Raw genomic sequence first — 24939 nt, forward strand, 5'->3', positions numbered from 1 at the left:
CTGGTGGTCGACAACGCGAGACGCTGCGCCCTGCCCGGGTGCGAGGAGCCGATCGAGGACATCCCGGGCAGACCGCCGCGGCGGTACTGCACGGCCGCCCACCGCTCGGCGGCACGCGCGGCCCGCCGCGCCGCCGCACAGCTCGAACACGACGCCCGTCTCGCCGCGACGCTGCCCTGGCTCGCCGAGCCGGCCGAGCCGCCGCAGGCCCCTGCCGTGGCCAGGCCGCCCGCAGGCGAGCGACGCAGGTACCGGCGGGGGGTGCACGGACGCGCTCCGGCGGTCCCGGTTCCGCTGGGGGAGCGGGCCGCGGCGTCGCACCAGCTCGCGGACGACGCACCGGCGCCCGCAGGCCCCTCGGCCGGCAAGCCGCGGCGCTGGCTCGGCGGTCACCTGCGGGAGGGATGGCGGCGGCAGCCCGAGCGGCCGGCTCCCGACGACGAGCGCGCCCGGAGGGCCCGCCGCGACGAGTCGGCGCGCAGGCGCCGGACGGTCGCCGTCTTCAGCGCGGCGGGCATCCTCGCCGGTGGGTACGCGGTCACCGCGTCGCAGCCGGCCCCGTCGCCCGAGCCCGCGCTGACCCTGCCCGAGCCGGGTTCCGAGGCGGAGTGGGTGGCGCGCGCGCAGGTCACGCTGACCTCGCTCAACCGCCAGCTGGACACCATCGCGCAGACCGCGGAGGCCTGGAGCAGGCTTCCGCCCCAGGACCGCGCGGTGTCGCCGGCGCCGGTGCAGGAGATGGAGGAGCGCAAGTCGCTCCTCGAGCGCCGCAAGGCCACCATCCAGTCGCAGATCGACACCTACCGGTCGCGCGAGCGCACCCGCAGCGACCTCGCGATCACCGAGCAGCACCTACAGGCCGTCGAGCGCGCGCTGGAGGACGCCCCGGCCCCGCCCACCCGCACGCCCGAACAGGCGTCCGTGATAGCTGCGCTCGACGAGCAGCGCGACCTGCGCATCCGCCAGCGCGAGGCCCGGCGCGCCGAGCTGGAGAGCCTGGAGAAGGGCGTCCGGAGCGCCGTCGAGACGCCGCTCCCCGATGACGGCGAGGAGACCACCCATCTCAGCCGGCGGGTCCTCGAGGTGATCGAGACCGGTGAGGACAGCTCCGACGAGGACTACAGCGGCACCCCCGACCACCCGGACGTGATCGCGAGGGACGAGCGCCATGAGCGGGAGCGGGAGGACGTCCCGAACGGCGCCCCGCCCGACCCTCGAGGGCCCGGCGACGAGACGGCGAACGGGAGTGATGCCCCCGACGCCCGGGCGGACGGCCCTTCCCACAACGAGGACCGCGGCGGTGACGGGGGTGACGGAGGAGGGTCGCGCGGCCCTATCGGTGAGGTCCTCGACGCTGTCGGCAGCGTGCTGGCCGGCGGGCCAGGCGGTGGCGCCGCGCCCGGCAGCGGGGCCGAGCGGGAAAGCGATCGACGCGGCCAGGACGGTGGCGAGGGTGGCGGGGACAGAGGGGGAGACAGACGGGCCGGTGCCGTACCGGAACAGCCCGGGGGTGCTGTCGGCGCGCTGACCGACGCCGTCGGCGTTGCGCCCGACCGTGCGTCCGGCCCGGGCCCCGGCGCAGGTGGCCCGCTGGACGCGGTCACCGATGCCGTGGGTGGCGTGCTCGGCGGTGGCGCGGGCAGCGCTGCGCGTCAGGGCGGCGCGGGCGAGCGCTCCGGTGGCGGCGAGGAGGGTGGCAGCCGCGACAGAGGGTCGGGCGGCGACTCGGGGGGCGACTCGGGCGGCGGTCTCGTCGAGACCGTCGATCGTGCGGTCGGGGGCGTGCTCGGCGGCGGGCACGACCAGCCACGGCGGCGGCAGCAGGCGGAGTCCCCGGGCGGCGGCGCCGACACGGGGTCGAATGGTGGGTCCACCAGTGACTCGAGCGATTCCGGCGGCGACTCCGGCGGCGATTCCGAACACGACTCCGGGGCACGCTCGGGCGGGGATGCCGGCGACAACTCGACGTCGTCGGGTGCCCGTGCGGTCAGCGACGTCGTGGAGTCCGTCGGAGGTGCGCTCGGCGGCGACCGCGGCGGGAACGGCGACCGGCGCGGCCGCGGGTCGAGCGGTGGCGACAGCGCCGGCAACAGCGACAAGGAGCGCGGCGACAGCAGCCGGGACAGCAGCCGGGACAGCAGCCGGGACAGCAGCCGGGACAGCAGCCGGGACAGCGACCGCGACCGGGACTCCGGTGAGAGGCCGGGCGACAACTCGGGCGACGGCTCGGGCGGTGAGCAGACCGAGGCAAGGCGACCCAGCGGCAAGCCGCGCGGTGGGGGCTCGGAGGTCTCGCGCGAGGAGGTCGCAGCGGCGGTGTTCGCTTCGATGACCCGCGGCGAGGGCCTCGGGGGGATCGTCCGGGAGGCGCTCGAATCCAGCAGGAACCATGACGACTCCGACGACGGCGACTCGAAGACCAGGGACTCGGAGAACCGGGACTCGAACAACCGGGACGGGGATTCCGGCGGTGACCGCTCCAGCGACTCGAACGGCGACAGCCGGAGCGACCGGAACTCCCGTGACGACTCGGGCGACGCGTCCAGCAACTCCAAGGGCGATGACCGGAGTAACCGCGGCTCCCGCGACAACTCCCGTGACGGCGATTCGTCCCGCGACCGCTCCGACGATTCCGACGGCTCCCGCCGCAGCTCGAACGACTCCAACGACAGGGGCTCCGACGATCGCAGCCGCTCCGACCGCGACAACGGCGGCGACTCGGGCCGTGACGACTCGGGCCGTGACGACTCTGGCGGTGACGACTCTGGCGGTGACGACTCTGGCGGTGACGACTCGGGCGGTGACGACTCGGGCGGTGACGACTCGGGCGGTGACGACTCGGGCGGTGACGACTCGGGCGGTGACGACTCGGGCGGTGACGACTCGGGCGGTGACGACTCAGGCGGTGACGACCGCGGGAACGACAGGAAGGACGACCGCGGGAATGACGGCAAGGACGACCGCGGGAACGACGACCGCGGGGACAACGGGAAGAACAGGGGTGGGAATGACGACTCCAGCGACAACTCCGACGCGAACAGCTGACGCCGACGAGCTGATCATGGTCGACCGTTCGTGGTCGTCCGGCGACCCCGAGTGATGGTCCACGAGGCCTGGCCGCCCGATCGCGGGTTGTCCCACGCAGCGCCGACGCGCCGCGCGTGATGAGCCGGGACGGCGAGCCTCCGCAGGTAGCGTGCGGTCCGTGACCCGTGCGCCCGTGCTCCCGTCTGCCGGGGCCGCCCTGCCCCCGTACGTCCGCACCGCGTTCGGGGTCGGGGAGGCAGAGCCCCGCCCGGTGGTCTGGGCGGGCAGGCGCGTATGGCTCTGCGGCGACGTGCTGATCCGGCCGGTGCCCGACAACGTCGTCGCCGCGTGGTCGGCGACCGTGCTCGACGCGCTGCAGGTGCAGGGGCTGCGGGTGGCGCGGCCCGTCCGGTCGTCCGACGGGCGCTGGGTGGTGGGCGGCTGGGCCGCCTGCTGGTACGTGCCGGGCCTGCTGGAGCCTCGCTACGACGCCGTGATCGACGCGGCGATGCGCCTGCACGCGGCCACCGCCACCGTGGCCCGCCCGCGCATGCGCGACGGCAGCGACGACCTGCTCACCCGCTCGGCGGCCGGCGCGTTCGGCGAGCGCAGGCTCCAGCTGAACCCCGCGCTGGGCGGCGACCTGTACGCGCGGCTCGCGGAACTGCGCAGACCGATCCGCCTCGTCCCGCAGGTGGTACACCCTGAGCTCTTCGGCGCCATGCTGTTCGACCACGACGGGGTGCCCGCACTGATCGAGATGGTGCCCTGCTGGCGGCCCAAGGAGTGGGCGGCGGCCGTCATCGTCGTCGATGCGCTGGCGTGGGGCGGGGCCGAGTCGGCGCTGCTGCACCGCTGGTCGCACCTGGACGAGTGGCCGCAGGCGCTGCTGCGCGCCCTGCTTCACCGGCTGGCGCTGCACGCCCAGCACCCGGACGCCTCCGACCGCACCCTCGCCGGCCTTCAACGCGCGGCGACACTAGTCGGCGCCCTCTTCTGATCTGAGCCCGCGCCGATTCGTGCTGCGGTGGTCGCGGGGGAGGCGGCCGTCCACCAGGAACACACCCTCCGCACGTAACCGGGCGCTCTGCTCGGCCGCGATGTGCGGTGCCGCGGTGCCGTCGGCGCGCAGGACGCGGTGCCACGGGATGTCGTGGCCATCCTCGGCGAGGACGCGGCCCACCAGCCGTGGCGACCGCAAGCCCGCCCGCTCGGCGATCTCGCCGTAGCTGGCCGTCTCGCCGGGCGGGATCGCGCGCACGGCCTCCCGTACCCGCTCGACGGTCTCCTCGTCCACGCCGCTCAGCGTGCCAGGAACGCACCGCAAAGGTCGGCGACCTCGGCGGTGCGCTCCAGGAAGAGCATGTGCCCGGCGTCGACCTCGGCGACGGTCAGCGCGTTGCCCAGCTCGGCGCGGCAGGCCGCCACCCACTCCGGGTCGACGAAGTCGGCCTTCGCCGCGGGCAGGAGCAGTGTGGGGATGCCGGCCGGCGGGACGACCGCGGCGCGGGCCATCTCGCTCCACGCCGCGACGGCGGCGGACTGGCAGTAGCGGTAGCGCAGCCGCTCGCCGTCCTGCACGAGGTGCTCGGCGAGCTCGGCCATGACGAGGTCGTCGGAGATGCCGGCCCAGCGGTCGGCCCGGTCGGCGCGTGCCGCTGGCAGGTCGGGGTAGGACTCGTCGGCCCTTGCCCCTTCGGCCGTCTCCAGCATGTCGTCGGCGTCGAGCCCGATGGCCGGGTCCAGCAGTACCAGCCGCTCGACGCGCTCGGGCGCCGTGCGCGCGAGGTGGACCGCGATCGCGCCGCCGTACGAGTGCCCGGCGACGGCGGCGGAGGGGAGGCCGAGCGCGTCCAGCACGGCCACCGCGTCGGCGACGTGTTGCTCGATGTGCCACGGCGGCGTCCAGGGCGAACGGCCGTGGCCGCGCAGGTCCACCCCGTACAGCCGGACGTCCGGCAGCGCCTCGGCGAGCACCCGCCACCGCGCACCGTGCCCGGTGACGCCGTGGAGGGCGAGGACGGGCCTGCCGTCGGCGGGCCCGAACGTGTGGACGTGGAGAGGCGCGGTCACGGGAAGGCATCCTGGCATCCGCCGGGCTGCAACTCGGGCGGGGCCTGCGGGCTCGTCGGCGTGGCGTGGTTGCATCTCCGGCGTGGATACCGGCGCGCTCGCCCCTGGGCTCGTCCGCAGGCCGCGGGCCGCGCCCCGCGAGCTGGTGTGGGACGCGGCAGGCCGGCGGGTGCTCGACCACCGGGCCGGGCCGCTGCGGGTGGTCGGCGGGCCGGGCACGGGCAAGACCACGCTGCTTCTGGCGAGCGTCGCCGCCCGGGTCGCGGCGGGTGCCGAACCGGAGCGCACGCTGGTGCTGGTCGGCAGCAGGCGGGCCGCGGGCGAGCTGCGCGAGCGGCTGGTGGACATGGGTGCCCGCGGCGACGGGGAGGTGTGGGCGCGCGAACCGCTCGTCCGCACCGTGCACTCCTACGCGTTCGGCATCTTGCGGCTGCACGCGGCCCGGGTCGGCGACCCGCCGCCGCGGCTGCTCGCGAGCGCCGAGCAGGACGCCGTGGTCCGCGACCTGCTGGCCGGTGAGCTGGCCGAGGTCGTGCCCGGCTCCGGCTGGCCGGATCGGCTGCGCCCGGCCACCGGACTGCCCGGCTTCGCGGCCGAACTGCGGGAGCTGCTGCTGCGGGCTGCCGAGCGCGGCCTGGGTCCTGACGAGCTCCACGAGCTCGGCCGCCGTCACGACGTGCCGGAGTGGGCCGCCGCCGGCCGGTTCTTCCGCAGCTACGAGCACGTCATCATGCTGCGCGGCGCGGCGGGCCGCGGGGCGCCGCAGGCCACCGCGCCCGCCGTGGACGCAGCGGAGCTGGTGGCCGCCGCGCTCGACGCGCTCGCCGACGATCGGGACCTGCTCGCGGCAGAGCGGGAGCGCGTGCGCCATCTCGTCGTCGACGACGCGCAGGACCTCGACCCGCAGCAGATGGAGCTGGTGCGGGTGCTCGGGGCCACCGCGCAGACCGTGCTGCTCGCGGGCGACCCCGACCAGGCCGTCCTCAACTTCCGGGGCGCCGATCCGGAGGGGTTGCGGGCCGTCGAGGCGGAGACGGTCGTCCTGAGTGTCGACCGCCGGAGCGCGCCGGCCGTGCGCGCCGCCGCCGCACGGCTGGTGGCCCGGCTGCCCGGGTCGGGGGCGGGGCGCGAGCGGGTGGCGCCGCCGGACCGAGCGGCTGAGCGTGAGGGCTCGGTGCAGGTCAAGGTGTTCGGCTCGGCGTCCCAGGAGGCCGGATGGATCGCCGACCAGCTCCGCCGTGCCCATCTCGTCGACGGTGTCCCGTGGTCGCGGATGGCGGTGCTCGCGCGGTCCACCCGGCGCTCGTTGCCCACGCTGCGACGCGCGCTGCTCGCCGCGGGTGTGCCGATCGCGGCGCCGCCGGACGAGCTCCCGGTCGCCCGGCAGGCCGCGGCCGTCCCGTTGCTGATGGTGCTGCGCTACGCCATCCGCCCCGCCGACCTCGACGCCGACGCGGCCACCGCACTGCTGACCTCCCCGCTGGGCTCGGCCGACCCCATGCGCATGCGCCGCTTGCGGCGCGGGCTGCTGCGGTTGCACATCGCAGCAGGCGGTGACGGCTCGGCCGACGAGCGAGCGGGAAGCGACCCGCTGCTCGTCGAGGCGCTACGGGCGGCCGCGCTCGGCCACCCGGACCCGCTCGTCGCGCTGCCGTCGCACGAGACGGCGCCCCTGCGGCGGGTCGGCATGCTGCTCGCGGTCGCAGGTGAGAGCGTCCGGGCCGGTGAGAGCGCCGAGGAGGTGCTCTGGCGGGTCTGGCAGGCGTCCGGGCTGGGGTCGCGGCTGCGCGACGCGAGTGCACGCGGCGGGCCGGTCGGCGCGGCGGCCGACCGCGACCTGGACGCTGTGCTCGCCCTGTTCGACGCGGCCGCGCGGCACAGCGACCGGCTGCCGGGGGCCGCGTTGTCGAGCTTCGTCGAGTACCTCGCCGACCAGCAGCTCCCCGGCGACTCCCTGGCTCCCCGCGCCCCGCACGGCGACGCGGTCGTGCTGCTCACGGCGCACGCCGCCCGCGGCCGCGAGTGGGATGTGGTGGCGGTGCCCGGCGTGCAGGAGGGCACCTGGCCGGATCTGCGGCTGCGCGGCAGCCTGCTCGGTAACGAGCGCCTCGTCGACCTGGTCGCTGGTGTCGCCGAGCCCGTCGGCGCGAAGGTCTCGCGGGTGGCTCCGCTGCTCGCAGAGGAGCGGCGGCTGTTCTACGTCGCCTGCACCCGCGCCCGGCACACCCTGCTGGTCAGTGCGGTGCAGGGCGAGGACGAGCAGCCCTCGCGTTTCCTCGACGAGCTCGACCCGGTGCCGGCCACCGCGGCCGATCGCCCGGTGTACCGGCCGGGCCGGTCCCTCGTGCTGGCCGAGCTGGTCGGCGAGCTGCGCCGGGCCGTCTGCAAACCCGACGACCCCGCCGACCCGGCACGGACGCAGCGGCGGCGCCGGGCCGCGGCACAGCTCGCGCGTCTCGCCGCGGCAGGCGTGCCCGGGGCGCACCCCGACGACTGGTACGGCCTCGCGCCCGTGTCCACCGACGCTCCGCTGCGCGTCCCCGGCGAGATCGTGCCGGTGTCGCCGTCGGACGTCGAGAAGATCGTCCGCTGCCCGCTGCGCTGGGTGCTGGAACGGCACGGCGGCAGCGAGGTGGGCGCCCTGGCGGCCGTCACCGGGTCATTGGTGCACGCGCTCGTGCAGGCGAGCGCGGCCGGTGCCGACGGCGCCGAGCTGGAGGGCGCGCTGAGTTCGGCGTGGGCCCGGCTCGACGCCGGGGCGCCCTGGTACGGGCGCCGAGAGCTGGCGCGGGTGCGTGGCATGCTCGCTGCCTTCGACGGGTGGGTGCGCACCAGCCGCGCGGAGGGCCTGCGGCTGGTGGCGGTCGAGCAGCCCGTGCAGCTCGACATCGCGGGCGACGAGCCGGGCGGCGAGGGCAACGGCCGGACGGGCGGCTCGTGGCTGCGGCTGCGCGGCCGGGTCGACCGGCTTGAGGTCGACCCAGTCGGGCGGCCCGTGGTCGTCGACGTCAAGACGGGTAAGACGGCCGTCAGCGGGCGTGCGGCGGCCGAGCACCCGCAGCTGGCCGTCTACCAGCTCGCGGCCGCCCTCGGCGCCTTTGGGGAGCTGCTCGGGCCGGGGGCGAAACCCGGCGGGGCGCGACTGGTGTACCTCGCCGATCAGAAGACCGGTGGCCAGGCGAAGGAGCCCGTGCAGCCGCCGCTCGGCGATGAGGAGGTCGCCGCATGGCAGGACGTCGTGCGCCGTTGTGCGGACGAGACGTCCGGTGCCCTGTTCGTGGCGCGGGTGGGATCCGACTGTGACCGCTGCCCCGTGCGGACGAGTTGCCCGCTCAGCGAGTCGGGCCGTCCGGTCCCGGACGTGTAGCCGGATGGAGGCAACTGGCCACCCGTTCGGACGTCAGCCGATGAGGACAACGTCACTTTCCGGGGTGACGCTCCATGGACGGGGGCGTTTTGTACGAATCGGGACCACGGGTACGGTCGCCCAGCACGCCGACGCTCCCCAAGCGCTCCCCCGACCGGCGTGCCATTCCAGGAGGTGTGATGCCCCGGCCCTCGCGACGGCTGGTTCCGACGCTCGTGTGCGCCGCTCTCCTGCTCGCCGCGGGGTGCGGCGGCACCCCCGACCCGAACGTCTCGTCTCCCGACTCTGCGCCTGACCTGTTGCAGGCGTTGCCGGCGCCCTCGACTGCGCCGACCGTGGCCCCAACCACCGCGCCCCCAACCACCGCGGCGCCCTCCACCACTCGTCGTCCCACCACTTCCGCCGCTCCCCGCGGCAGGGCTAACGGAGCGGCGTCCGGGGCCGGCGGGTCGAGCAACATCAACTGGCGCCCGGTAGGCGGCGACGAGTTCAACGGCTCCGCGCTCGACAAGTCCGCCTGGAAGGCCTACAACAGCGTAGGTGCCTTCGGAAACGGGTTGAGGCGGCCCGAGGCCATCAGTCAGTCCGACGGGCTGCTGCGGGTCACTGGGCGCGGTGATGTGAGCGGCGGCATGGCACACCAGTCCGGCCAGCTCTACGGCCGGTGGGAGTTCCGCGCCCGCACCCAACCCGGCCGCGGGTTCGGCTCGGCGATCCTGCTGTGGCCGGACTCCGAGAACTTCCCGGAGGACGGCGAGCTGGACATCATGGAGGTCCCCGGCGAGAACCGGGATCTCGCGCACTTCGTCGTCCACTGGAGTGCGGAGAACAAGATGCACGGCACGCGCGTCCCGGGCGACTTCAGCCAGTGGCACACGTTCGCGTTGGAGTGGCTTCCCGACCGCATCACTTGGTACGTCGACGGGGTGAAGCAGTACGAGAACACCGACAAAGCCGTGATCCCCACCAAGCCGATGCACATGACGATCCAGCTCGACCAGGGCCCGTTCCAGAACTGGATCAAGGCGCCGGACGAGACCACGCCGGAGGAAGTGAGCCTCGAGGTCGACTGGGTGCGGATCTACGCGGCTCCCTGACCCGAGTCGCGTGACCTGAATCGCCTGACCCGAATCGCCTGGTCCGAGGTTCCAGCTCCGCGTCCGGTCCCTGCTGCGCTATCCGGTAGAAGCTGTCCGGTAGAAAGAGCCGCGTGGAGCTCACCCCACGGGCGCTGGCGACGGCGCTCGGCCTGCCGCCGCCCACGGACGAGCAGGCCGCGGTGATCGCGGCTCCGGCACGGCCCGCGCTCGTCGTCGCGGGCGCCGGGGCGGGCAAGACGGAGACGATGGCCGCTCGCGTCGTCTGGCTCGTCGCCACCGGCGAGGTGCTGCCCGAGCAGGTGCTCGGCCTGACGTTCACCCGCAAAGCAGCGCAGCAGCTCGGGGCGCGGGTGCGGTCGCGGTTGCGTCGGCTCGCGGGTTCGCGTCTGCTCGACGAGATCGACCCGAGCGGCGCGCGGCGCGCGGCAGCGCTCGCCGGGGAGCCCACGATCGCCACCTACCACGCCTACGCGGGGCGGCTCGTCGGCGAGCACGCCCTCCGGCTGCCCGCCGAGCCCGCGGCCCGGCTGCTCGGGCAGACGGCGTCGTGGCAGCTCGCCCACCGGGTCGTCACGAGCTGGGCGGAGGACCTGGACGTCGACCTCGTGCCGGCCACCGTCACCCAGCGCCTGCTGGCCCTCGCCGGTGAGCTGGGGGAGCACCTCGTCGACCCGGAAGCGGTGCGCCTGCACGCCGAGCCGCTGCTCGCGATCCTGTCGAACGCCGCTCCCGGGAAGAGACAGCGCGCCGAGCCGTCGCAGACCTACAAGAGGTGGATGGACGCCCAGCGCCAGCGGATGGCGCTGCTCCCGCTCGTCGAGGCCTTCGCCGCCCGCAAACGCGCGGAACGGGCCGTCGACTTCTCCGACCAGCTCACGATCGCGGCCCGGGTGGCCGCCGACCACCCGGAGGTCGGATCGACCGAGCGGGCGACCTACCGGGCCGTGCTTCTCGACGAGTACCAGGACACCGGGCACGCGCAGCGGGTGCTGCTGCGCGCGCTGTTCGGCACACCGCCCGGCGAGCCGGTCCGGGCCGACGGTCCGGCCGTCACGGCGGTGGGCGACCCGTGCCAGTCGATCTACGGCTGGCGCGGCGCGAGCGCGGGCAACCTCGTCCGGTTCCGCACCGACTTCCCCGGGCCGGAGGGTGCGCCCGCCGAGGAGTACGGGCTGCTCACGAGCTTCCGCAACCCGTCGGAGGTGCTCACGCTGGCCAACGCCGCGTCGGCACCGCTGCGCGCGGTGCCCGGCGCGGTCGGGGTGGGGGAGCTGCGGGCGGGGCCCGGCGCCCGCGAGGGAGACGTCCGCGTCGCGCTGCTCCCCGACGTCGCCACTGAGATCGCCTGGATGGCCGACGCGATCGCCGGGCACTGGCAGGCCGCCGAGGAGACACCGCCGACGTCGGCGGTGCTGGTGCGCAGGCGCGCCGACATGGACGCGATCGCTGCCGCCCTACGGGCCAGGGGCCTGCCCGTGGAGGTCGTCGGGCTGGGCGGGCTGCTCGACACACCGGAGGTCCGTGACCTGGTCAGCGCGCTGCGGCTGGTGGCCGATCCGCTCGCCGGCCCGGCCGCCGCGCGGTTGCTCACGGGCGCCCGCTGGCGCCTCGGTGTCGCCGACCTCGCCGCGCTGTGGCAGCGGGCCCGGGAGATCGTGCCCGGGCAGCCGGCCCGGCAGGGGCCGCTCTCGCCCACCGAACTCGCGATCGGCGCGCTGCCCGGCGAGCAGGCGGAGCAGGCCGGGCTCGTCGACGCACTGGACGACCCGGGGGAGCCGGAGCGGTACTCGCAGGCGGGTTTCGCGCGGATCTCGCGGTTGGCCCGGGAGCTCGGGTGGCTGCGGTCGCGGGCGTCCGCCCCGCTCACGGACCTGGTCGCCGACGCCGAGCGGATGCTCCTGCTCGACGCCGAGAGCGCGGCGCGGCCCGGCCCGGTGGGCCGGGCCCACCTGGACGCCTTCGCCGACGTCGTCGCCGACTTCGCCTCGGGCGCCGAGGTCCCGACGCTGCCCGCCCTGCTGGACTACCTGGAGACCGCTGAGAAGGCCGAGGACGGGCTCAGCCCGGGTGAGGTGGAGGTCACGCCCGACCGCGTGCAGGTGCTCACGGTGCACGCGGCCAAGGGCCTCGAGTGGGAGGTCGTGGCGATCCCGCACCTGGTCTCCCAGGTCTTCCCCGGGCGCAAGATCAGCGGCACGTGGCTCACCAATCCCGCCGAGCTGCCCGTCGCCCTGCGCGGCGACGCGCACGACCTGCCGCAGCTCGACCTTCCCCCCGACGGCGACCGCAAGCAGCTCGAGGACGCCGTCAAGGCGCACTCCGAGGCCCTCGACGAGCGGCGGCTCGCCGAGGAGCGGCGGCTGTTCTACGTGGCGCTGACCCGCTCGGAGCACGTGCTGCTGGCGTCGGGGCACCGGTGGGGCGCGGCCGGGGAGAAGCCGCGTGAGCCGTCGGAGTTCCTCGTCGAGATCGCCGCAGCGCACGGCGCCGAGCAGTGGGCCGACGAGCCCGAGGCGGACGCCGTGAACCCGGCGACGCTCGACCAGCCCACGGCGCTCTGGCCCGCCGACCCGCTCGGGGATCGCTCCGCGGCGGTGCACGCGGGCGCCGACCTCGTCCGCGCCGCCATCCGCGAGCTCGACGAGCTGCGCGCCGCCCACGCCGACGCGGCCGAGCCGGGTGCGCAGCTCGACCTGCTGGCCGCCGCCGACGCGCCCCAGCTGGACCCGGAGGAGCCGGACCCGGACGAGGACGACCCCGAGGGCTGGGCCGCCGACGTCGAGGTGCTGCTCGCCGAGCGGGCCGCGGCCCGTGCCCGGCCCGCGGTGGCGCTGCCCCCGCAGCTGTCGGTGAGCCAGCTCGTGGACCTCGCGGCCGACCCGGCCGCGCTCGCCGCGAGGCTGCGCCGGCCGCTCCCGCTGCCTCCGAACCCGCACGCCCGCCGCGGCACGGCGTTCCACGCGTGGCTGGAGCAGCGGTTCGGCGCGGCGCAGCTTCTGGACCTCGACGAGCTGCCGGGCGCGGCCGACGAGGGCGCGGCGCCCGACGACGACCTCGCCGAGCTGCAGGACGCGTTCCTCGCGAGCGAGTGGGCCGACCGGAGGCCGATCGAGGCGGAGGTGCCGTTCGAGACGGTCGTCGCCGGGGTGGGGGTGCGCGGCCGGCTGGACGCCGTCTACGCCGATCCGGACGGCGGCTACACCGTCGTCGACTGGAAGACCGGCGCGCTGCCCGTCGAGGCCCGGATGCCCTCGCTCGCGGTGCAGCTCGCGGCGTACCGGCTCGCGTGGGCGGCGCTCGCCGGGTGCGACCCCGAGCAGGTCAGGGCGGTGTTCCACTTCGTCCGCCACGACGTGACGCTGCGCCCGGAGCACCTGCTCGACGCCGACGGCCTGCGGGACCTGCTGGCGTCGGTGCCGGTGGCCTAGGAGCGCCCTGAACAACTCGGCCCTACTGCGCGTCGCCCAGGCGGGCACCTCGCGGCGTTGGACGATCGGGCCGATACAACAGCGGTATCGGCCCGATCGTCCGCCTTGCGATGCACCCACCTGGACGCCGCTCGCTACGGGCGGAGTTGTTCAGGACCCTCCTAAAACAGCTCCGCGAGCTTCGCGATCGTGTTCCAGTTGCGCGCGGTCACCCCGACGCCGAGCCGCTCGGTGAGGTAGCCACCCATGTCGGGCGCGGCCATCAGGCCGTCCGGGCACCACTGGTACGCGGCGCGGGCGCCGAGACGGGCCCGGTCCGGGTCCTGCGGGACGACCTCGTTCCCCTTGATCAACACGGGCTCCACCGGCGACAGGTAGACGTAGGCCATCATCCGCGAGCCGTTGTCCGCGATCTCGGCGAAGGGATGCCCCTCGACGACCGAGCGCAGCTCGTCGCCCGTGAGCACCACCGTGCGCACGTCCATCCCGAGGCGCTCGGCGATCGCGGCCTCGATGCGGACGGCATGCTCGGCGGGCGGGGCCTCCGCGCCCGTCAGCACGGCGTTGCCGCTGTTGAGCACCGTCTTCACGTCCGTGTAGCCGAGGTCGCCGAGCAGCGCGCGCAGGTCGGCCATCGCCACCCGCTTGGCCTTCCCGACGTTGATCCCGCGCAGCAGCACGACATATCGGGGCATAGCGCGCAGCGTACGACGATCACCCTGGCCGAGGGCGAGATCACGGAGATCACCCGAGCGGCCGGGCGCCGCAGTGGACCCTGTCGCCTGCGGCTAGTCTCACGCGCCGTGAGGACCGAGCCGCGCCGGCCGCTGGCCGACCCGACGCTGGTCGGGCTCATCCGCATGCCCGAGACGCGCGCGAGCCCCCTCGTGGCGCTGCTGCGCAGGCTGGCCATCGCGTTCGGCGCGCTCGCTGCCGCGGCGCTCGTCGTCTACTTCGGCGGCGACGGCTACAAGGACAACAACAGCACCACGCCGATCTCGCTCGGCGACGCCTTCTACTACGCCACCGTGTCGCTCTCGACCACGGGCTACGGCGACATCGTCCCGGTCACGCCGGAAGCGCGGCTCCTGACCACGATCGTCATCACGCCGTTGCGGCTGCTGTTCCTGATCGTGCTGGTCGGGACCACCGTGGAGCTGCTCACCGAGCGCTCCCGGCAGGCCGTTCGCATCGAGCGCTGGAGGTCCCGCGTGCGGAACCACACCGTCGTCGTCGGCTACGGCACGAAGGGCCGGGCAGCGGTCGAGACGCTGCTCGGCGACGGCGCCGACCCCTCCAACATCGTGGTCGTCGACACCGACCGCACCCAGCTCGACGCAGCGTCCGCGCTCGGGCTGGTCACCGTCACCGGCAACGCCACCCGGTCGAGCGTGCTGCGGATCGCCGGGCTGCAGCAGGCGGCCGCGATCGTCGTCGCCACCAACCGCGACGACACCGCCGTGCTCGTCACGCTGACCGCCCGCGAGCTGGCCCCGGACGTCCGGATCGTGGCGTCGGTGCGGGAGTCGGAGAACGTGCACCTGCTGCGGCAGTCCGGCGCGAACTCGGTGATCGTCTCGGCGGAGACGGCGGGGCGCCTGCTGGGGATGGCCACCACCACGCCCGCGGTCGTCGAGGTCGTGGAGGACCTGATCACCCCGGACGCGGGGTTCGCGATCAGCGAGCGCCCGGTGGAGGAGTCCGAGGTCGGCGGCTCGCCGCGGCACATGGCCGACATCGTGCTCGGCGTGGTGCGCGGCGACGACCTCTACCGCGTGGACGCCTCGGCCGTCGACGCCCTGGAGCGCGGCGACCGGCTGCTCTACGTCCGCAAGGCCTCGCCGCCCGACGAGGACTAGGCTAGGACTAGGAGCGCGCTGAAAAGCTCGGGCCTACTGCGCGTCGCCCAGGCGGCGCCCTCGCCGCGTTGGACGGCCGGGCCGATACAACAACGGTATCGGCCCGGCCGTCCGCCTTGCGATGACACCACCTGGACCCCGCTCGCTGCGGCCGGAGCTTTTCAGCACCCTCCTAGGCTAGGACGCCCGGGGCAGCACGAACGCGAACGCCGCCCCCATCCCGCTCGGCGGGTCGACGCAACGCAGGTCGCCGCCGTGGGCGCGGGCGATGCCACGGGCGATCGCGAGCCCGAGACCGGCGCCGCCGTCTCCAGATCGGGCGTCGTCGAGCCGCACGAGCCGGTCGAAGATCCGCTCCCGGTCCGCGGGCGGGACACCCGGCCCGGAGTCGGTGACGAGCACCGTCACCCACCCGTTCGCCGTGACGGACACGCCGATCCGGCCGTCGGTGCCCGCGTGGCGGCGGGCGTTGTCGAGCAGGTTGGCGAGCACCTGGCCCAGCCGCGCGGGGTCGCCGACGACGGTGACGTGGTCGCCGCCGACCTCGATCGTCCGGTCCGGCGCGAGCAGCCGCACGCGCTCGGCCTCGGACTCCGCCAGATCCAGCACGTCCACGGGCTCGCGGCGCAGATCGAGGCCCGCGTCCAGCCGGGCGAGCACGAGCAGGTCGTCCACGAGCCGCCCGGCGCGGCGGCTCTCCCGCAACAGCAGGAGGTGCAGCCGCTCCCGCTCCTCCGTCGGGAGCCCCGGTGCGATCGCGGCCTCGGCGACGGCCTGCACCCCGGCGAGCGGCGTGCGCAGCTCGTGGGCGGCGTCGGCGACGAACTGCCTGGTCCTGGCCTCCGACATACGCGCCGTGGCCTCGGCCCCTTCGAGCTCGTCGAGCATCGCGTCGAACGCGGCTGCCGTGCGGCCCAGCTCCGTGTCGGTCCGGGACGGGGCGAGCCGGCGGCCGCGGTCGCCGCGCGTGATGGACCGCGCGAGGCCCGTCATGGCGTCGAGCGGGGCAAGGGCGAACCGGGTGGTCAGCAGCGTGACGAGACCGGCGACCACGAGCGCCGCGATGGAGAGCCCGAGCAGGGTGCGGCGGAGCAGCTGCTGCGCCGAGGACACCGCGCCGCCGCTCGCGACGAGCCTGAGCTGGGAGCCGTCGGCGAGGGGCTGCTGCAGCACCTGGTCCTCGCGCCCGTCGCGGTTGGTCGCCCCGGCGCCGTCCCACCAGCCGCCGCCTTCGCCGTCGGGCCGCCACGGTGGCCCGTGCGGGAACCGGTCGCCGACGTCGCCCTCATAGACCGTGCCGCTCGGGGAGACGACCTCGGCCCGGATGCCCGGCGCCTCCACCCGGCGGGCGACCTCCCCGGCGGGCACCCCCTGCTCCACGAGCTGGCCGGCGAGCCCGGCGCGGACGTTCAGCTGCTCGCGCAGCTCGGCGCGGGTCTGCGCGGCGAACACGACGTCGGTCAGGACACCGACCAGCAGCAGCACGGCGGCGAGCACCAGCATGCTCAGCGCGGTCACCCGGCGCCGCAGCGAGACCGTGCGCAGGCGCGCCGGCGTCTTCCTCACGTGTGGGCCTCGGCCGGGTCGGCGTCGCCGCCCACCCGCAGCACGTACCCCAGCCCGCGCACGGTGTGCACCAGCCGCGGCTCGCCGAGCTTGCGCCGCAGCGCCGAGACGTGCACCTCGACGAGGTTCGGGTCGTAGTCGGAGTAGCCCCACACGCGGGTCAGGATCTGACCTTTGCTGACGACCCGGCCGCGCTGGGCGGCGAGGTAGTCGAGCAGCCGTAGCTCGGTGGCCGTCAGCTCGATCGGTACGCCGCCGCGGCGCACCGAACCAGCGCCCGCGTCGATGAGCAGGTCACCCACCTCGACCGTGGCCGGGGTGCGGCCCATCCGCCGAAGCACGGCCGTGACCCGGGCGACCAGCTCGGCCAGCGCGAACGGCTTCACCACGTAGTCGTCGGCGCCGCCGTGCAGGCCGCGGAGGCGATCGTCGACCGCGTCGCGGGCGGTCAGCATCACGACCCCCGCGTCGCTGTTCCTGCGCACGACGTCGAGGAGCGCGAAACCGTCGCGGCCGGGGAGCATGACGTCGAGCACGACCAGGTCGGGGCGGAACGCGGCGAGGTCGTCCTCGAGCGTGCGCCCGCACGCGCGGCCGGACGCGCCGAACCCGGCCTCGGCGAGCCCGGCGAGCACGGCGGTGCGGATCGCCTCGGCGTCCTCCACCACCAGCACCCGCGCGGTCATGCGCCCCATTCTGCAATGGACCCGCGCCGCCGTCCTGAAGATCGGCTGAAGGAGGTGCGCGGCTTCAGGTGCGGTTCAGGAACGGGCGGAACTGTCGGTGTTGAAGAACCGACCACCCAGGGGGAACGACATGACCACAAGCGAACCGCCCACAACCGAGAGCCCGGCGCCACCACCACCACCACCACCGCCGCCGCCGGCCCGCCGATCGCGGCTGCGCAGCCGGGGGTTCATCATCGGCGCGACGATCGTCGCGGGCCTGCTCGTCGGCGGGGTCGTCGCCGCGCTGCTGATCCCGGACCGCGACCGTGGCTGGTTCGGCCCCGGGGACGGCCGCGGCGACTGGGTGACCGAGATGGACCACCGCGGGGGGCCGTGGCAGGGCGGCCCGGGGCAGGGCGGTCCGGGGCAGGGCGGTCCGTGGCAGGGCGGTCCAGGGCGCGGGGGTGACCGGGGCGGCTACGACGAGGGCGGCCCGTTCGCGTCCGGGGACGGCCCGGTCGTCACCGGCACGGTCGTCTCGGCGGGCAACGGCACGCTGGTCGTCGCCGTGGACGGGGGCGCGCAGCGCACCCTCCGCACCGACGGCGACACCCGCGTGGCGGGTGCGGGCAACAACGCCCTCGGCGACCTCCAGACCGGCGAGCGGGTGGTCGTGCGCGTGCAGGGCACGGGCGACGCCGCGACCGCCGTCACGGTCTGGGCGCCGCAGGCCCGCGTGACCGGCACGGTCACGGCGCTGACCGGCGACCGCGCCACGGTCGTCTCGGTCGAGGGCCTCACCGTGGCCGCTGACGTCTCGGCACTGTCGCAGAAGCCCGCCGTCGGCGACGTGGTGGTGCTGACGGGCGTGGCGGCGGACGGGAGCACGATCCGCGCGGAGGGCATCCGGGTGCTGCCGCACGCTTCGTGATCACGGGAAATGGTGTGGGAGCGACAGATCAGCCGCTCCCACACCATTTCCGATGATCACCGCCGACCACCAGGGTCGGACAACAGATCTTGTACGACCGATGTCGCTGCCCCTCTCAGGGCTCCGTCCGGGCCGAGCGTCGAGTAGGTGACCTGCACCGCCGGGCGGGACAGGACGCGCACGGCCAGCTCGGCCCGCACGGCGTCGAGCAGCACCGGCCCGCACCGCGGGTAGATCCCACCGAGCACCACCGCGGGCACGTCGAGCAGGTTGATCGCGCCGGCCAGCGCCACCCCGAGCGCCCGCCCGGCGCGGGCGAGCGGGCCGATGGGAGGGGCCGCCGCCAGCGCGTTCAGGTCGGCGGCGCCGGTTTCGCGCAGCAGCGTCTCCAGGCCGGCGGCCGTCTCCAGGCACCCGCGGCCGCCGCAATGGCACGGCGGCCCGTCCGGGTCGACGACGACGTGCCCGATCTCCCCGGCCCGGCCCCCCGCGCCACGGAAGAGCCGACCGGAGAGCACGATGCCGGCGCCCACGCCGATGCCACCCGAGACGTACACGGCGTCGGCCGGGCCGCCCGACCACAGCTCCGCGAGCGCGGCGAGGTCGGCCTCGTTCCCGGCCAGGACCGGGAGCTCGCCGAGGCGGGTTCCCAGCTCCTCACCGACGGCCACGTCCACCCAGCGGGGGAGGTTCGGCGCCCGCTCCAGCACCCCGCCCCTGCCGACGACGCCGGGCAGCGCCACCGCTGCCCCGGCGATCTCCAGCCCGGCCTCGGCGACCACCTCCGCGGCGAGCGCCGCGGCCGTCGCGAGCCCGGCGGGCGGGGCGGCGTCGCGGTGGTCGGACGGCACCGAGCGGCGGGCGCGCACCGACCCGGTGAGGTCGACGACGCAGGCGGCGACCGCGTCCACCCCGATCTCGACGCCAAGCCCCGCAGGGCCGGTCGGGTCGAGCCGCAGCGGGCTCGCGGGCCGTCCGGTGCCGCCTCGCGGGGCCGCCAGCTCCGTGACGAGCCCGGCCGCGATCAGCTCCTCCACCAGCGACGACACGGTGCCCCTGGTGAGGCCGGTGCGCGCCGCAACGGCAGCCCGCGAGACGGGCTCCGGCCCCGCGACCTCCCGCAGCACGAGCGCCAGGTTGTGCCGCCGGACGGTGTGCTGCCCGGCGGCACCGCGCTCGGATGTGGTCACGGGCGGCGGGGCGCCGTCAGCTCGCGCACCTGCGCATACCGCTCGCGGACGAACGGGGTGGGGTCGGCCTCGAAGGTCTCCGTGTCGGCGGCCGTCCACTCCGGGGGCCCATCGCCGCCAGCGAGCACCCAGGCGGCCTGCCGGGCGGCGCCGTCGGCGACGTACTCGCCGGGCGTCGGCCGCAGCACCGGCCTGCCGAACACCGCCGGCGCGATACGCGCCACCGCGTCAGACCGGGCCGCGCCGCCGACGAGGAGCGCTCTCCGCACCGACACCCCGGCCGTCACCAGGGCGTCGAGCGCGTCGGCGAGGCCGCAGAGCAGGCCCTCGACGGCGGCGCGTGCGACGTGCGCGGGTGTGCAACTTGTCAGCGTGAGCCCGTGCAGCGCGCCCGTGGCGTCCGGACGGTTCGGGGTGCGCTCGCCCTCCAGGTAGGGCACGAGCACCAGCCCGTCCGCCCCCGCGGGCGCCGACAGCGCGAGCCGGGCGAGCTCGTCGTGGTCGACGCCGAGGATCCGCGCGGTCGCGTCGAGCACCCGCGCCGAGTTCAGCGTGACGACGATCGGCAGGTTCTCACCGGTCGCGGAGGCGAAGCCGGCGATGATGCCCGTGTCGTCGGCGGCGGCCGTGGTCGTCACGGCGGACACGACGCCGGACGTGCCGAGCGAGACGACCACGTCGCCGTCGCCCGCGCCGAGCCCCAGCGCCGCCCCGGCGTTGTCGCCCGCGCCCGGACCGAGCAGCACACCGTCGGGGGTGCGACCGGCCGCCTCGGCGGGCCCCAGCACCCGCGGCAGCCGCACGTCCGCCCGTCCGAACGCGCGTTCCAGCAGGTCGAGCCGGTACTCCCCGGTGATCCCGGAGAAGTAGCCGGTGCCGCTGGCGTCGGAGCGGTCGGTCACCAGGTCGTCGAGCGAGCCGGTGCCGCGCAGCCTCCACGTGAGCCAGTCGTGCGGGAGGCACACGGCCGCCGTGCGCGCCGCGTTCTCCGGTTCGTGGGTTGCGAGCCAGCGCAGCTTCGTCGCGGTGAACGAGGCCACCGGCACGAGCCCGACGGCCGCGGCCCATTCCTTCGCGCCCAGCTCGGCGACGAGGTCGGCGGCCGCGCCCGCGGAACGGGTGTCGTTCCACAGCAGCGCGGGCCGCACGACCTCGCCATCGGCGTCGAGGCAGACCATCCCGTGCTGCTGCCCGGCGACGGCCATCGCCTCGACGCCGTCGAGCCCGCCCGCGTCGGCGATCGCGCCCTGTAGGGCGTCCCACCACGCGTTCGGGTCGACCTCGGTGCCGGGCGGGTGCGGCGCCCGGCCGGAGCGGACCAGCTCGCCGGTCGCGGCGTCCCGGATGACGACGGTGCAGGACTGGGTCGACGAGTCGATCCCAGCAACGAGACTCATGACCGGGCGCCCAGCAGGTGCTCCACCGCCAGCTGGTTGAGCCGCACGTAGCCGTAGCCGCGCTCGCCTGCCTTGTCGGCGTCGTAGTCCTCGAAGGCGGAGCGGTCGGCCACGAGGTCGGCCACGGTCTCGTTCGGGTTCAGGGTGGGCTTGGCCAGGTCCGCAACGCCGGACACCGCGAGCGCCTCGGCCACCTCCGGGTCGGCGCGGAAGGCCGCGGCGCGCTCCTTGAGGAGCAGGTACGTGCTCATGTTGGCGGCGGCCGAGGCCCAGACGCCCTCGATGTCCTCGGTGCGCAGCGGCTTGTAGTCGAAGTGGCGCGGGCCGTCGTAACGCGGCCCGCCACCGGGCGCGCCGTTCTCCAGCAGGTCGACGGTGGAGAAGGCGTTCATCAGGTCGCCGTGGCCGAAGACGAGGTCCTGGTCGTACTTGATGCCGCGCTGTCCGTTCAGGTCGATGTGGAAGAGCTTGCCCGCCCACAGCGCCTGCGCGATGCTCGCGGTGTAGTTGAGCCCGGCCATCTGCTCGTGGCCGACCTCGGGGTTCACGCCCACGATGTCGCCGTGCTCCAGCTCGGCGATGAACGCGAGCGCGTGGCCGAGGGTGGGCAGCAGGATGTCGCCACGGGGCTCGTTCGGCTTGGGCTCGATGGCGAAGCGGATCCCGTAGCCCTGCTCCTTGACGTACGCGGCGAGCAGGTCGATGCCCTCGCGGTAGCGGTCGAGCGCTGCGGCGATGTCCTTGCCCGAGTCGACCTCGGCGCCCTCGCGCCCACCCCAGAACACGTAGGTCTTCGCGCCCAGCTCGGCGGCGAGGTCGAGGTTGCGGAGCACCTTGCGCAGGGCGAACCGGCGCACGCCGCGGTCGTTGCTCGTGAACGCGCCGTCCTTGAAGACGGGGTGGGTGAACAGGTTGGTCGTCATCATCGGGACGACCAACCCGGTCGCCTCCAGCGCCGCCTTGAAGCGGGTGACGAGCCGGTCGCGCTCGGCCGCGTCGGAACCGAACGGGATCAGGTCGTCGTCGTGGAACGTGACGCCCCAGGCGCCCAGCTCCGAGAGCCGGTGCACGGACTCGACCGGGTCGAGCGCGGGCCGGGTGGCGTCGCCGAACGGGTCGCGGGCCGGCCACCCCACCGTCCACAGTCCGAAGCTGAAGTGATCCTCACGGGTGGGCTGCGGCATGGGAAACCCCTTTGTTCGGCCATCGTACAAACTCCGCCACGGTACCGTGCTCCGAGTGCGTCTGGCTACGTGGAACGTGAACTCCGCCCTCTCCCGGCTGCCCCGGTTGCTGCCGTGGCTGGACGAGCGTGCACCCGATGTGGTGTGCCTGCAGGAGACGAAGCTCTCCGACGACGCCTTCGCGGAGTCCTTCGCGGCGCCGCTGGCCGAGCGCGGGTACGCGGTGGCGCACTACGGGGAGGGCCGCTGGAACGGGGTGGCGCTGCTGTCGCGCGTCGGGCTCGAGGACGTCGTGCGCGGCCTTGCCGGCGAGCCGCGTTTCCCGGCGCCGGACTCCCCGGCCGAGGCCCGCGCCGTCACGGCCACGTGTGGCGGGCTGCGCGTCACGTCGGTGTACGTGCCCAACGGACGCACCCCCGACGATCCGCACTACCTCTACAAGCTGGAGTGGCTGACGGCCCTGCGCGAGTCGGTGGCGACACCGGCGAACGCCGTCGTGGCGGGCGACATGAACATCGCGCCCACCGACGACGACCTGTGGGACCCCGCGCTGTTCGTCGACTCGACACACGTGACGCCCGCGGAGCGAAAGGCGCTGGCCGAGATCAAGGGCGTCGGCCTGCATGACGTGGTGCGCGACCGCTGGCCGACCGAGCGGGTCTTCACGTACTGGGACTACCGGGCCGGGCGCTTCCACCAGGACCTCGGGATGCGCATCGACCTGGTGCTCGCGGGCACCGACCCGGCCGGCCGGGTGGCGGCGGCGTGGGTGGACCGCAAGGCACGCAAGGGCAGCGGCCCGAGCGATCACGCCCCGGTGATCGTGGATCTCGACTCCGCGCCGGACGGCGACATCGGCCCGGTGGTGCCGCCGCCGTCCACCCCGAAGAAGCTGCCGCACCGGTCCTAGGAGGGGCCTGGCCGCTAGCGGCGGAGGTTGGCGCCGATGCCCGTCAGGGATCGGACTTCCATCTCCTTCTGCGCGTACGGGCGCTCGTTGCGGCGGCCGAACATCGTGCCGACGAAGCCGCAGATGAACGAGAGCGGTATCGAGACGATGCCGGGGTTGTTCAGCGGGAACACGTGGAAGTCGACCATCGGGAAGATCGACGTGGGGGCGCCCGACACCACCGGCGAGAACGCGATCAGCAGCAGGCAGGAGCCGAGGCCGCCGTAGAGGCTCCACAAGGCGCCTGCGGTGTTGAACCGTTTCCAGAACAGCGCGTACAAGATCGTGGACAGGTTCGCCGACGCGGCGAGCGCCAGCGCCAGCGCCACGAGGAACGCCACGTTCTGGCCGTTCGCCAGGATGCCCCCGAGGATCGCCAGCGCGCCGACCACCACGGCGGTGATCCGGGCGACCCTGACCTCGACGCGCGGGTCGGTCCGGCCGCCCTTGATGATGTTGGCGTACACGTCGTGGGCGAAGGACGCCGACGCGGCGAGCGTCAGCCCGGCGACGACTGCCAGGATGGTGGCGAAGGCCACCGCCGAGACGACGCCCAGCAGCACGGGTCCGCCGATCGCCAGCGCCAGCAGCGGCGCCGCGGAGTTCTCCCCGCTCGGAGCCTGGAGGATGGCCGGCGAGCCGACGAGTGCACTGGCCCCGTAACCGATCACCAGCGTGCACAGGTAGAACACGACCATCGTGCAGATGGCCCACACCACCGAGCGCCGCGCCTGCACGGCGTTGGGCACGGTGTAGAACCGGATCAGCACGTGCGGCAGGCTGCAGATGCCCAGCACGAGCGCCAGTGCCAGCGAGACGAAGTCCAACTCGTTGCGGCCGTACTGGGTGCCCGGCTTCAGGATCGCGTCGCCGAGCGGGTTGTTGGCGACGGCCTTCTCGAGGATCGAGGAGAAGTTGAAGCCGAACGCGCCCAGCAGGAAGACCGTGATCGTGGTGACGCACAGCAGCAGGAGCGCGGCCTTGACGATCTGCACCCAGGTGGTGCCCTTCATACCGCCGACGAGCACGTACGAGATCATGATCAGGCCTACGACCGCGATGACGAGCGACTGGCCCGCGCGGTCGGTGATGTTGAGCAGCAGCGCGACGAGCCCGCCCGCTCCGGCCATCTGCGCCAGCATGTAGAAGAACGAGATCACCAGCGTGGAGACCGCGGCAGCGGCACGCACCGGACGTTGACGCATCCGGTAGGCGATGACGTCGCCCATGGTGAACCGACCGGTATTGCGCAGCAGTTCGCCGATCAGCAAGAGGCCGACCAGCCACGCGACGACCCAGCCGACGGAGTACACGAACCCGTCGTAGCCGTGCACGGCGATGCTGCCTGCGATGCCGAGGAACGAGGCCGCCGACAGGAAGTCGCCCGACAGCGCGATGCCGTTCTGCGCGCCGGTGAAGCTGGAGTCGGCAGCGTAGTAGTCCGCGGTGGACGTGCCACCACGGCTCACCCGGTAAACGAGCGCCAAAGTGCCCACCGCGAACACCGCGAACACCGCGATGTTCGCTATTGGGTTGCCGATCGCGTCGGCCGCCAGCACGACGTTCACGCCGGACCGACCCCCGCCTGGGCGCGCACCAGGTTGACCTGCGGGTCCAGCTTGCGCTTGGCGTACAGGTTGTAGGTGAACGTGATCGCCAGCGTGGTGACGAACTGCGCCAGGCCCAGCAGCATTCCGACCGTGATCAGGCCGAGGACCTGCCTGCCCATGAAGTCGTGGGCATAAGCCGCCAGCAGCACGAACGTGAGGTACCAGCTCAGGAACACGAACGTCATCGGGAACACGAACCGGCGCAGCCTGGAGCGGAGTACAGCGAACTCGGGGCTGCTCTCGATGGCCAGGCAGTCCGGAGCCTGTTGGTCCAGGGGTTCCCCGCCTGGCGATGCGGCGGCGGGTCCGGTGCCCCGCAACCCGTGTTCAAGCTGCGGATCGATCCGCCCGACGCCTCCGATCTGCATGCCTGGAGAGTCGTACGCGCGACGCCGGGCCTCGCTCGAGTGTCGACTCTGGGGACCTGTTGCTTGGGTCAACGTTCCTCCACACAGCCTCTGTAGTGCGACGGTGCAGCAGAGTTGCGATTCGGCCGAGAGTAGCGGCTGCCCGCGCGCTTCCGCGTCCGGTCCCATTGATGGGCCGGGACCCGGCGATTCGCCGGATTTGTCGAAATATGCATCGGAAAC

At 74.4% G+C, this 24939-nt stretch carries 18 protein-coding genes; 8 read left to right on the plus strand and 10 right to left on the minus strand.

The window, feature by feature from the left end; translation table 11 throughout:
* Nucleotides 1–3: 3 nt before the first annotated feature.
* Together ABD143_RS32080 and ABD143_RS32085 are read left to right on the plus strand one after the other, a co-directional pair.
* Nucleotides 4–3045 (plus strand): hypothetical protein, encoded by a 3042-nt coding sequence (locus ABD143_RS32080; protein ID WP_343985435.1) that lies wholly within the window; start codon nt 4–6, stop codon nt 3043–3045.
* 160 nt (nt 3046–3205) lie between these two features.
* On the plus strand, nt 3206–4027 hold the full coding sequence (locus tag ABD143_RS32085) for a TIGR02569 family protein (protein WP_343985437.1): 822 nt from the start codon (nt 3206–3208) through the stop codon (nt 4025–4027).
* Here the strand turns inward: ABD143_RS32085 and ABD143_RS32090 are convergent.
* Together ABD143_RS32090 and ABD143_RS32095 are read right to left on the minus strand one after the other, a co-directional pair.
* Nucleotides 4007–4324 carry an MGMT family protein gene (locus ABD143_RS32090; RefSeq protein ID WP_343985439.1) on the minus strand — a complete coding sequence of 106 codons (318 nt, stop codon included), beginning with the start codon at nt 4322–4324 and terminating at the stop codon, nt 4007–4009. The genes ABD143_RS32085 and ABD143_RS32090 overlap by 21 nt on opposite strands.
* Nucleotides 4325–4329: 5 nt before the next feature.
* On the minus strand, nt 4330–5100 hold the full coding sequence (locus ABD143_RS32095) for an alpha/beta fold hydrolase (protein WP_343985441.1): 771 nt from the start codon (nt 5098–5100) through the stop codon (nt 4330–4332).
* A gap of 82 nt (nt 5101–5182) precedes the next feature.
* On the opposite strand from ABD143_RS32095, the gene ABD143_RS32100 reads away from it, so the two are divergent.
* The 3 genes from ABD143_RS32100 to ABD143_RS32110 all read left to right on the plus strand — a co-directional run bounded on the left by ABD143_RS32100 (nt 5183) and on the right by ABD143_RS32110 (nt 12995).
* Entirely contained in the window at nt 5183–8467 is a 3285-nt protein-coding gene (locus tag ABD143_RS32100; RefSeq protein WP_343985443.1) for an ATP-dependent helicase, read from the plus strand.
* A 179-nt stretch (nt 8468–8646) separates the two neighbouring features.
* Entirely contained in the window at nt 8647–9564 is a 918-nt protein-coding gene (locus ABD143_RS32105; RefSeq protein ID WP_343985445.1) for a glycoside hydrolase family 16 protein, read from the plus strand.
* A 113-nt stretch (nt 9565–9677) separates the two neighbouring features.
* Nucleotides 9678–12995, plus strand: a complete 3318-nt coding sequence (locus tag ABD143_RS32110) for an ATP-dependent helicase (protein ID WP_343985447.1) — start codon at nt 9678–9680, stop codon at nt 12993–12995.
* A 161-nt stretch (nt 12996–13156) separates the two neighbouring features.
* Here the strand turns inward: ABD143_RS32110 and ABD143_RS32115 are convergent, their stop codons facing one another.
* The gene (locus ABD143_RS32115) at nt 13157–13690 is read right to left on the minus strand and encodes a DUF1697 domain-containing protein (RefSeq protein ID WP_343985449.1); all 534 of its coding nucleotides are present in this window, start codon (nt 13688–13690) and stop codon (nt 13157–13159) included.
* 165 nt (nt 13691–13855) lie between these two features.
* Between ABD143_RS32115 and ABD143_RS32120 the strand changes: the two genes are divergently transcribed.
* Nucleotides 13856–14854 carry a potassium channel family protein gene (locus ABD143_RS32120; protein WP_343985870.1) on the plus strand — a complete coding sequence of 333 codons (999 nt, stop codon included), beginning with the start codon at nt 13856–13858 and terminating at the stop codon, nt 14852–14854.
* Nucleotides 14855–15031: 177 nt separating this feature from the next.
* On the opposite strand, the gene ABD143_RS32125 is transcribed toward ABD143_RS32120, so the two are convergent.
* A complete protein-coding gene (locus ABD143_RS32125; protein WP_343985451.1) occupies nt 15032–16420 on the minus strand; it encodes a HAMP domain-containing sensor histidine kinase in 1389 nt (462 codons plus the stop codon).
* A complete protein-coding gene (locus ABD143_RS32130) occupies nt 16417–17106 on the minus strand; it encodes a response regulator transcription factor (protein ID WP_343985453.1) in 690 nt (229 codons plus the stop codon). The genes ABD143_RS32125 and ABD143_RS32130 overlap by 4 nt, the downstream gene beginning before the upstream one ends.
* Nucleotides 17107–17236: 130 nt before the next feature.
* Between ABD143_RS32130 and ABD143_RS32135 the strand changes: the two genes are divergently transcribed.
* Nucleotides 17237–18019 (plus strand): hypothetical protein, encoded by a 783-nt coding sequence (locus ABD143_RS32135; protein WP_343985455.1) that lies wholly within the window; start codon nt 17237–17239, stop codon nt 18017–18019.
* 56 nt (nt 18020–18075) lie between these two features.
* Here ABD143_RS32135 and ABD143_RS32140 read toward each other — a convergent pair whose 3' ends face one another.
* Genes ABD143_RS32140 through xylA form a run of 3 tightly spaced genes read right to left on the minus strand, consistent with a single transcriptional unit; the run spans nt 18076 to nt 21790 of the window.
* Complete coding sequence (locus tag ABD143_RS32140; RefSeq protein ID WP_343985457.1) at nt 18076–19209, minus strand: ROK family transcriptional regulator; 1134 nt, start codon at nt 19207–19209, stop codon at nt 18076–18078.
* On the minus strand, nt 19206–20606 hold the full coding sequence (locus ABD143_RS32145; protein ID WP_343985459.1) for a xylulokinase: 1401 nt from the start codon (nt 20604–20606) through the stop codon (nt 19206–19208). Before ABD143_RS32145 ends, ABD143_RS32140 begins: the two co-directional genes overlap by 4 nt.
* Nucleotides 20603–21790 (minus strand): xylose isomerase, encoded by a 1188-nt coding sequence (gene xylA / locus ABD143_RS32150; protein WP_343985461.1) that lies wholly within the window; start codon nt 21788–21790, stop codon nt 20603–20605. The genes ABD143_RS32145 and xylA overlap by 4 nt, the downstream gene beginning before the upstream one ends.
* Nucleotides 21791–21845: 55 nt before the next feature.
* Here xylA and ABD143_RS32155 point away from each other — a divergent pair, with 55 nt between their 5' ends.
* Complete coding sequence (locus ABD143_RS32155; protein ID WP_343985463.1) at nt 21846–22700, plus strand: exodeoxyribonuclease III; 855 nt, start codon at nt 21846–21848, stop codon at nt 22698–22700.
* 14 nt (nt 22701–22714) lie between these two features.
* Here ABD143_RS32155 and ABD143_RS32160 read toward each other — a convergent pair whose 3' ends face one another.
* Both ABD143_RS32160 and ABD143_RS32165 read right to left on the minus strand, forming a co-directional pair.
* A complete protein-coding gene (locus tag ABD143_RS32160; protein WP_379659965.1) occupies nt 22715–24307 on the minus strand; it encodes a solute symporter family protein in 1593 nt (530 codons plus the stop codon).
* Nucleotides 24304–24717 (minus strand): DUF485 domain-containing protein, encoded by a 414-nt coding sequence (locus ABD143_RS32165; RefSeq protein ID WP_343985465.1) that lies wholly within the window; start codon nt 24715–24717, stop codon nt 24304–24306. The genes ABD143_RS32160 and ABD143_RS32165 overlap by 4 nt, the downstream gene beginning before the upstream one ends.
* Between the last annotated feature and the right edge of the window lie 222 nt (nt 24718–24939).

This window comes from Pseudonocardia aurantiaca, from assembly GCF_039526725.1.
In the GTDB taxonomy this organism is placed as follows: domain Bacteria; phylum Actinomycetota; class Actinomycetes; order Mycobacteriales; family Pseudonocardiaceae; genus Pseudonocardia; species Pseudonocardia aurantiaca.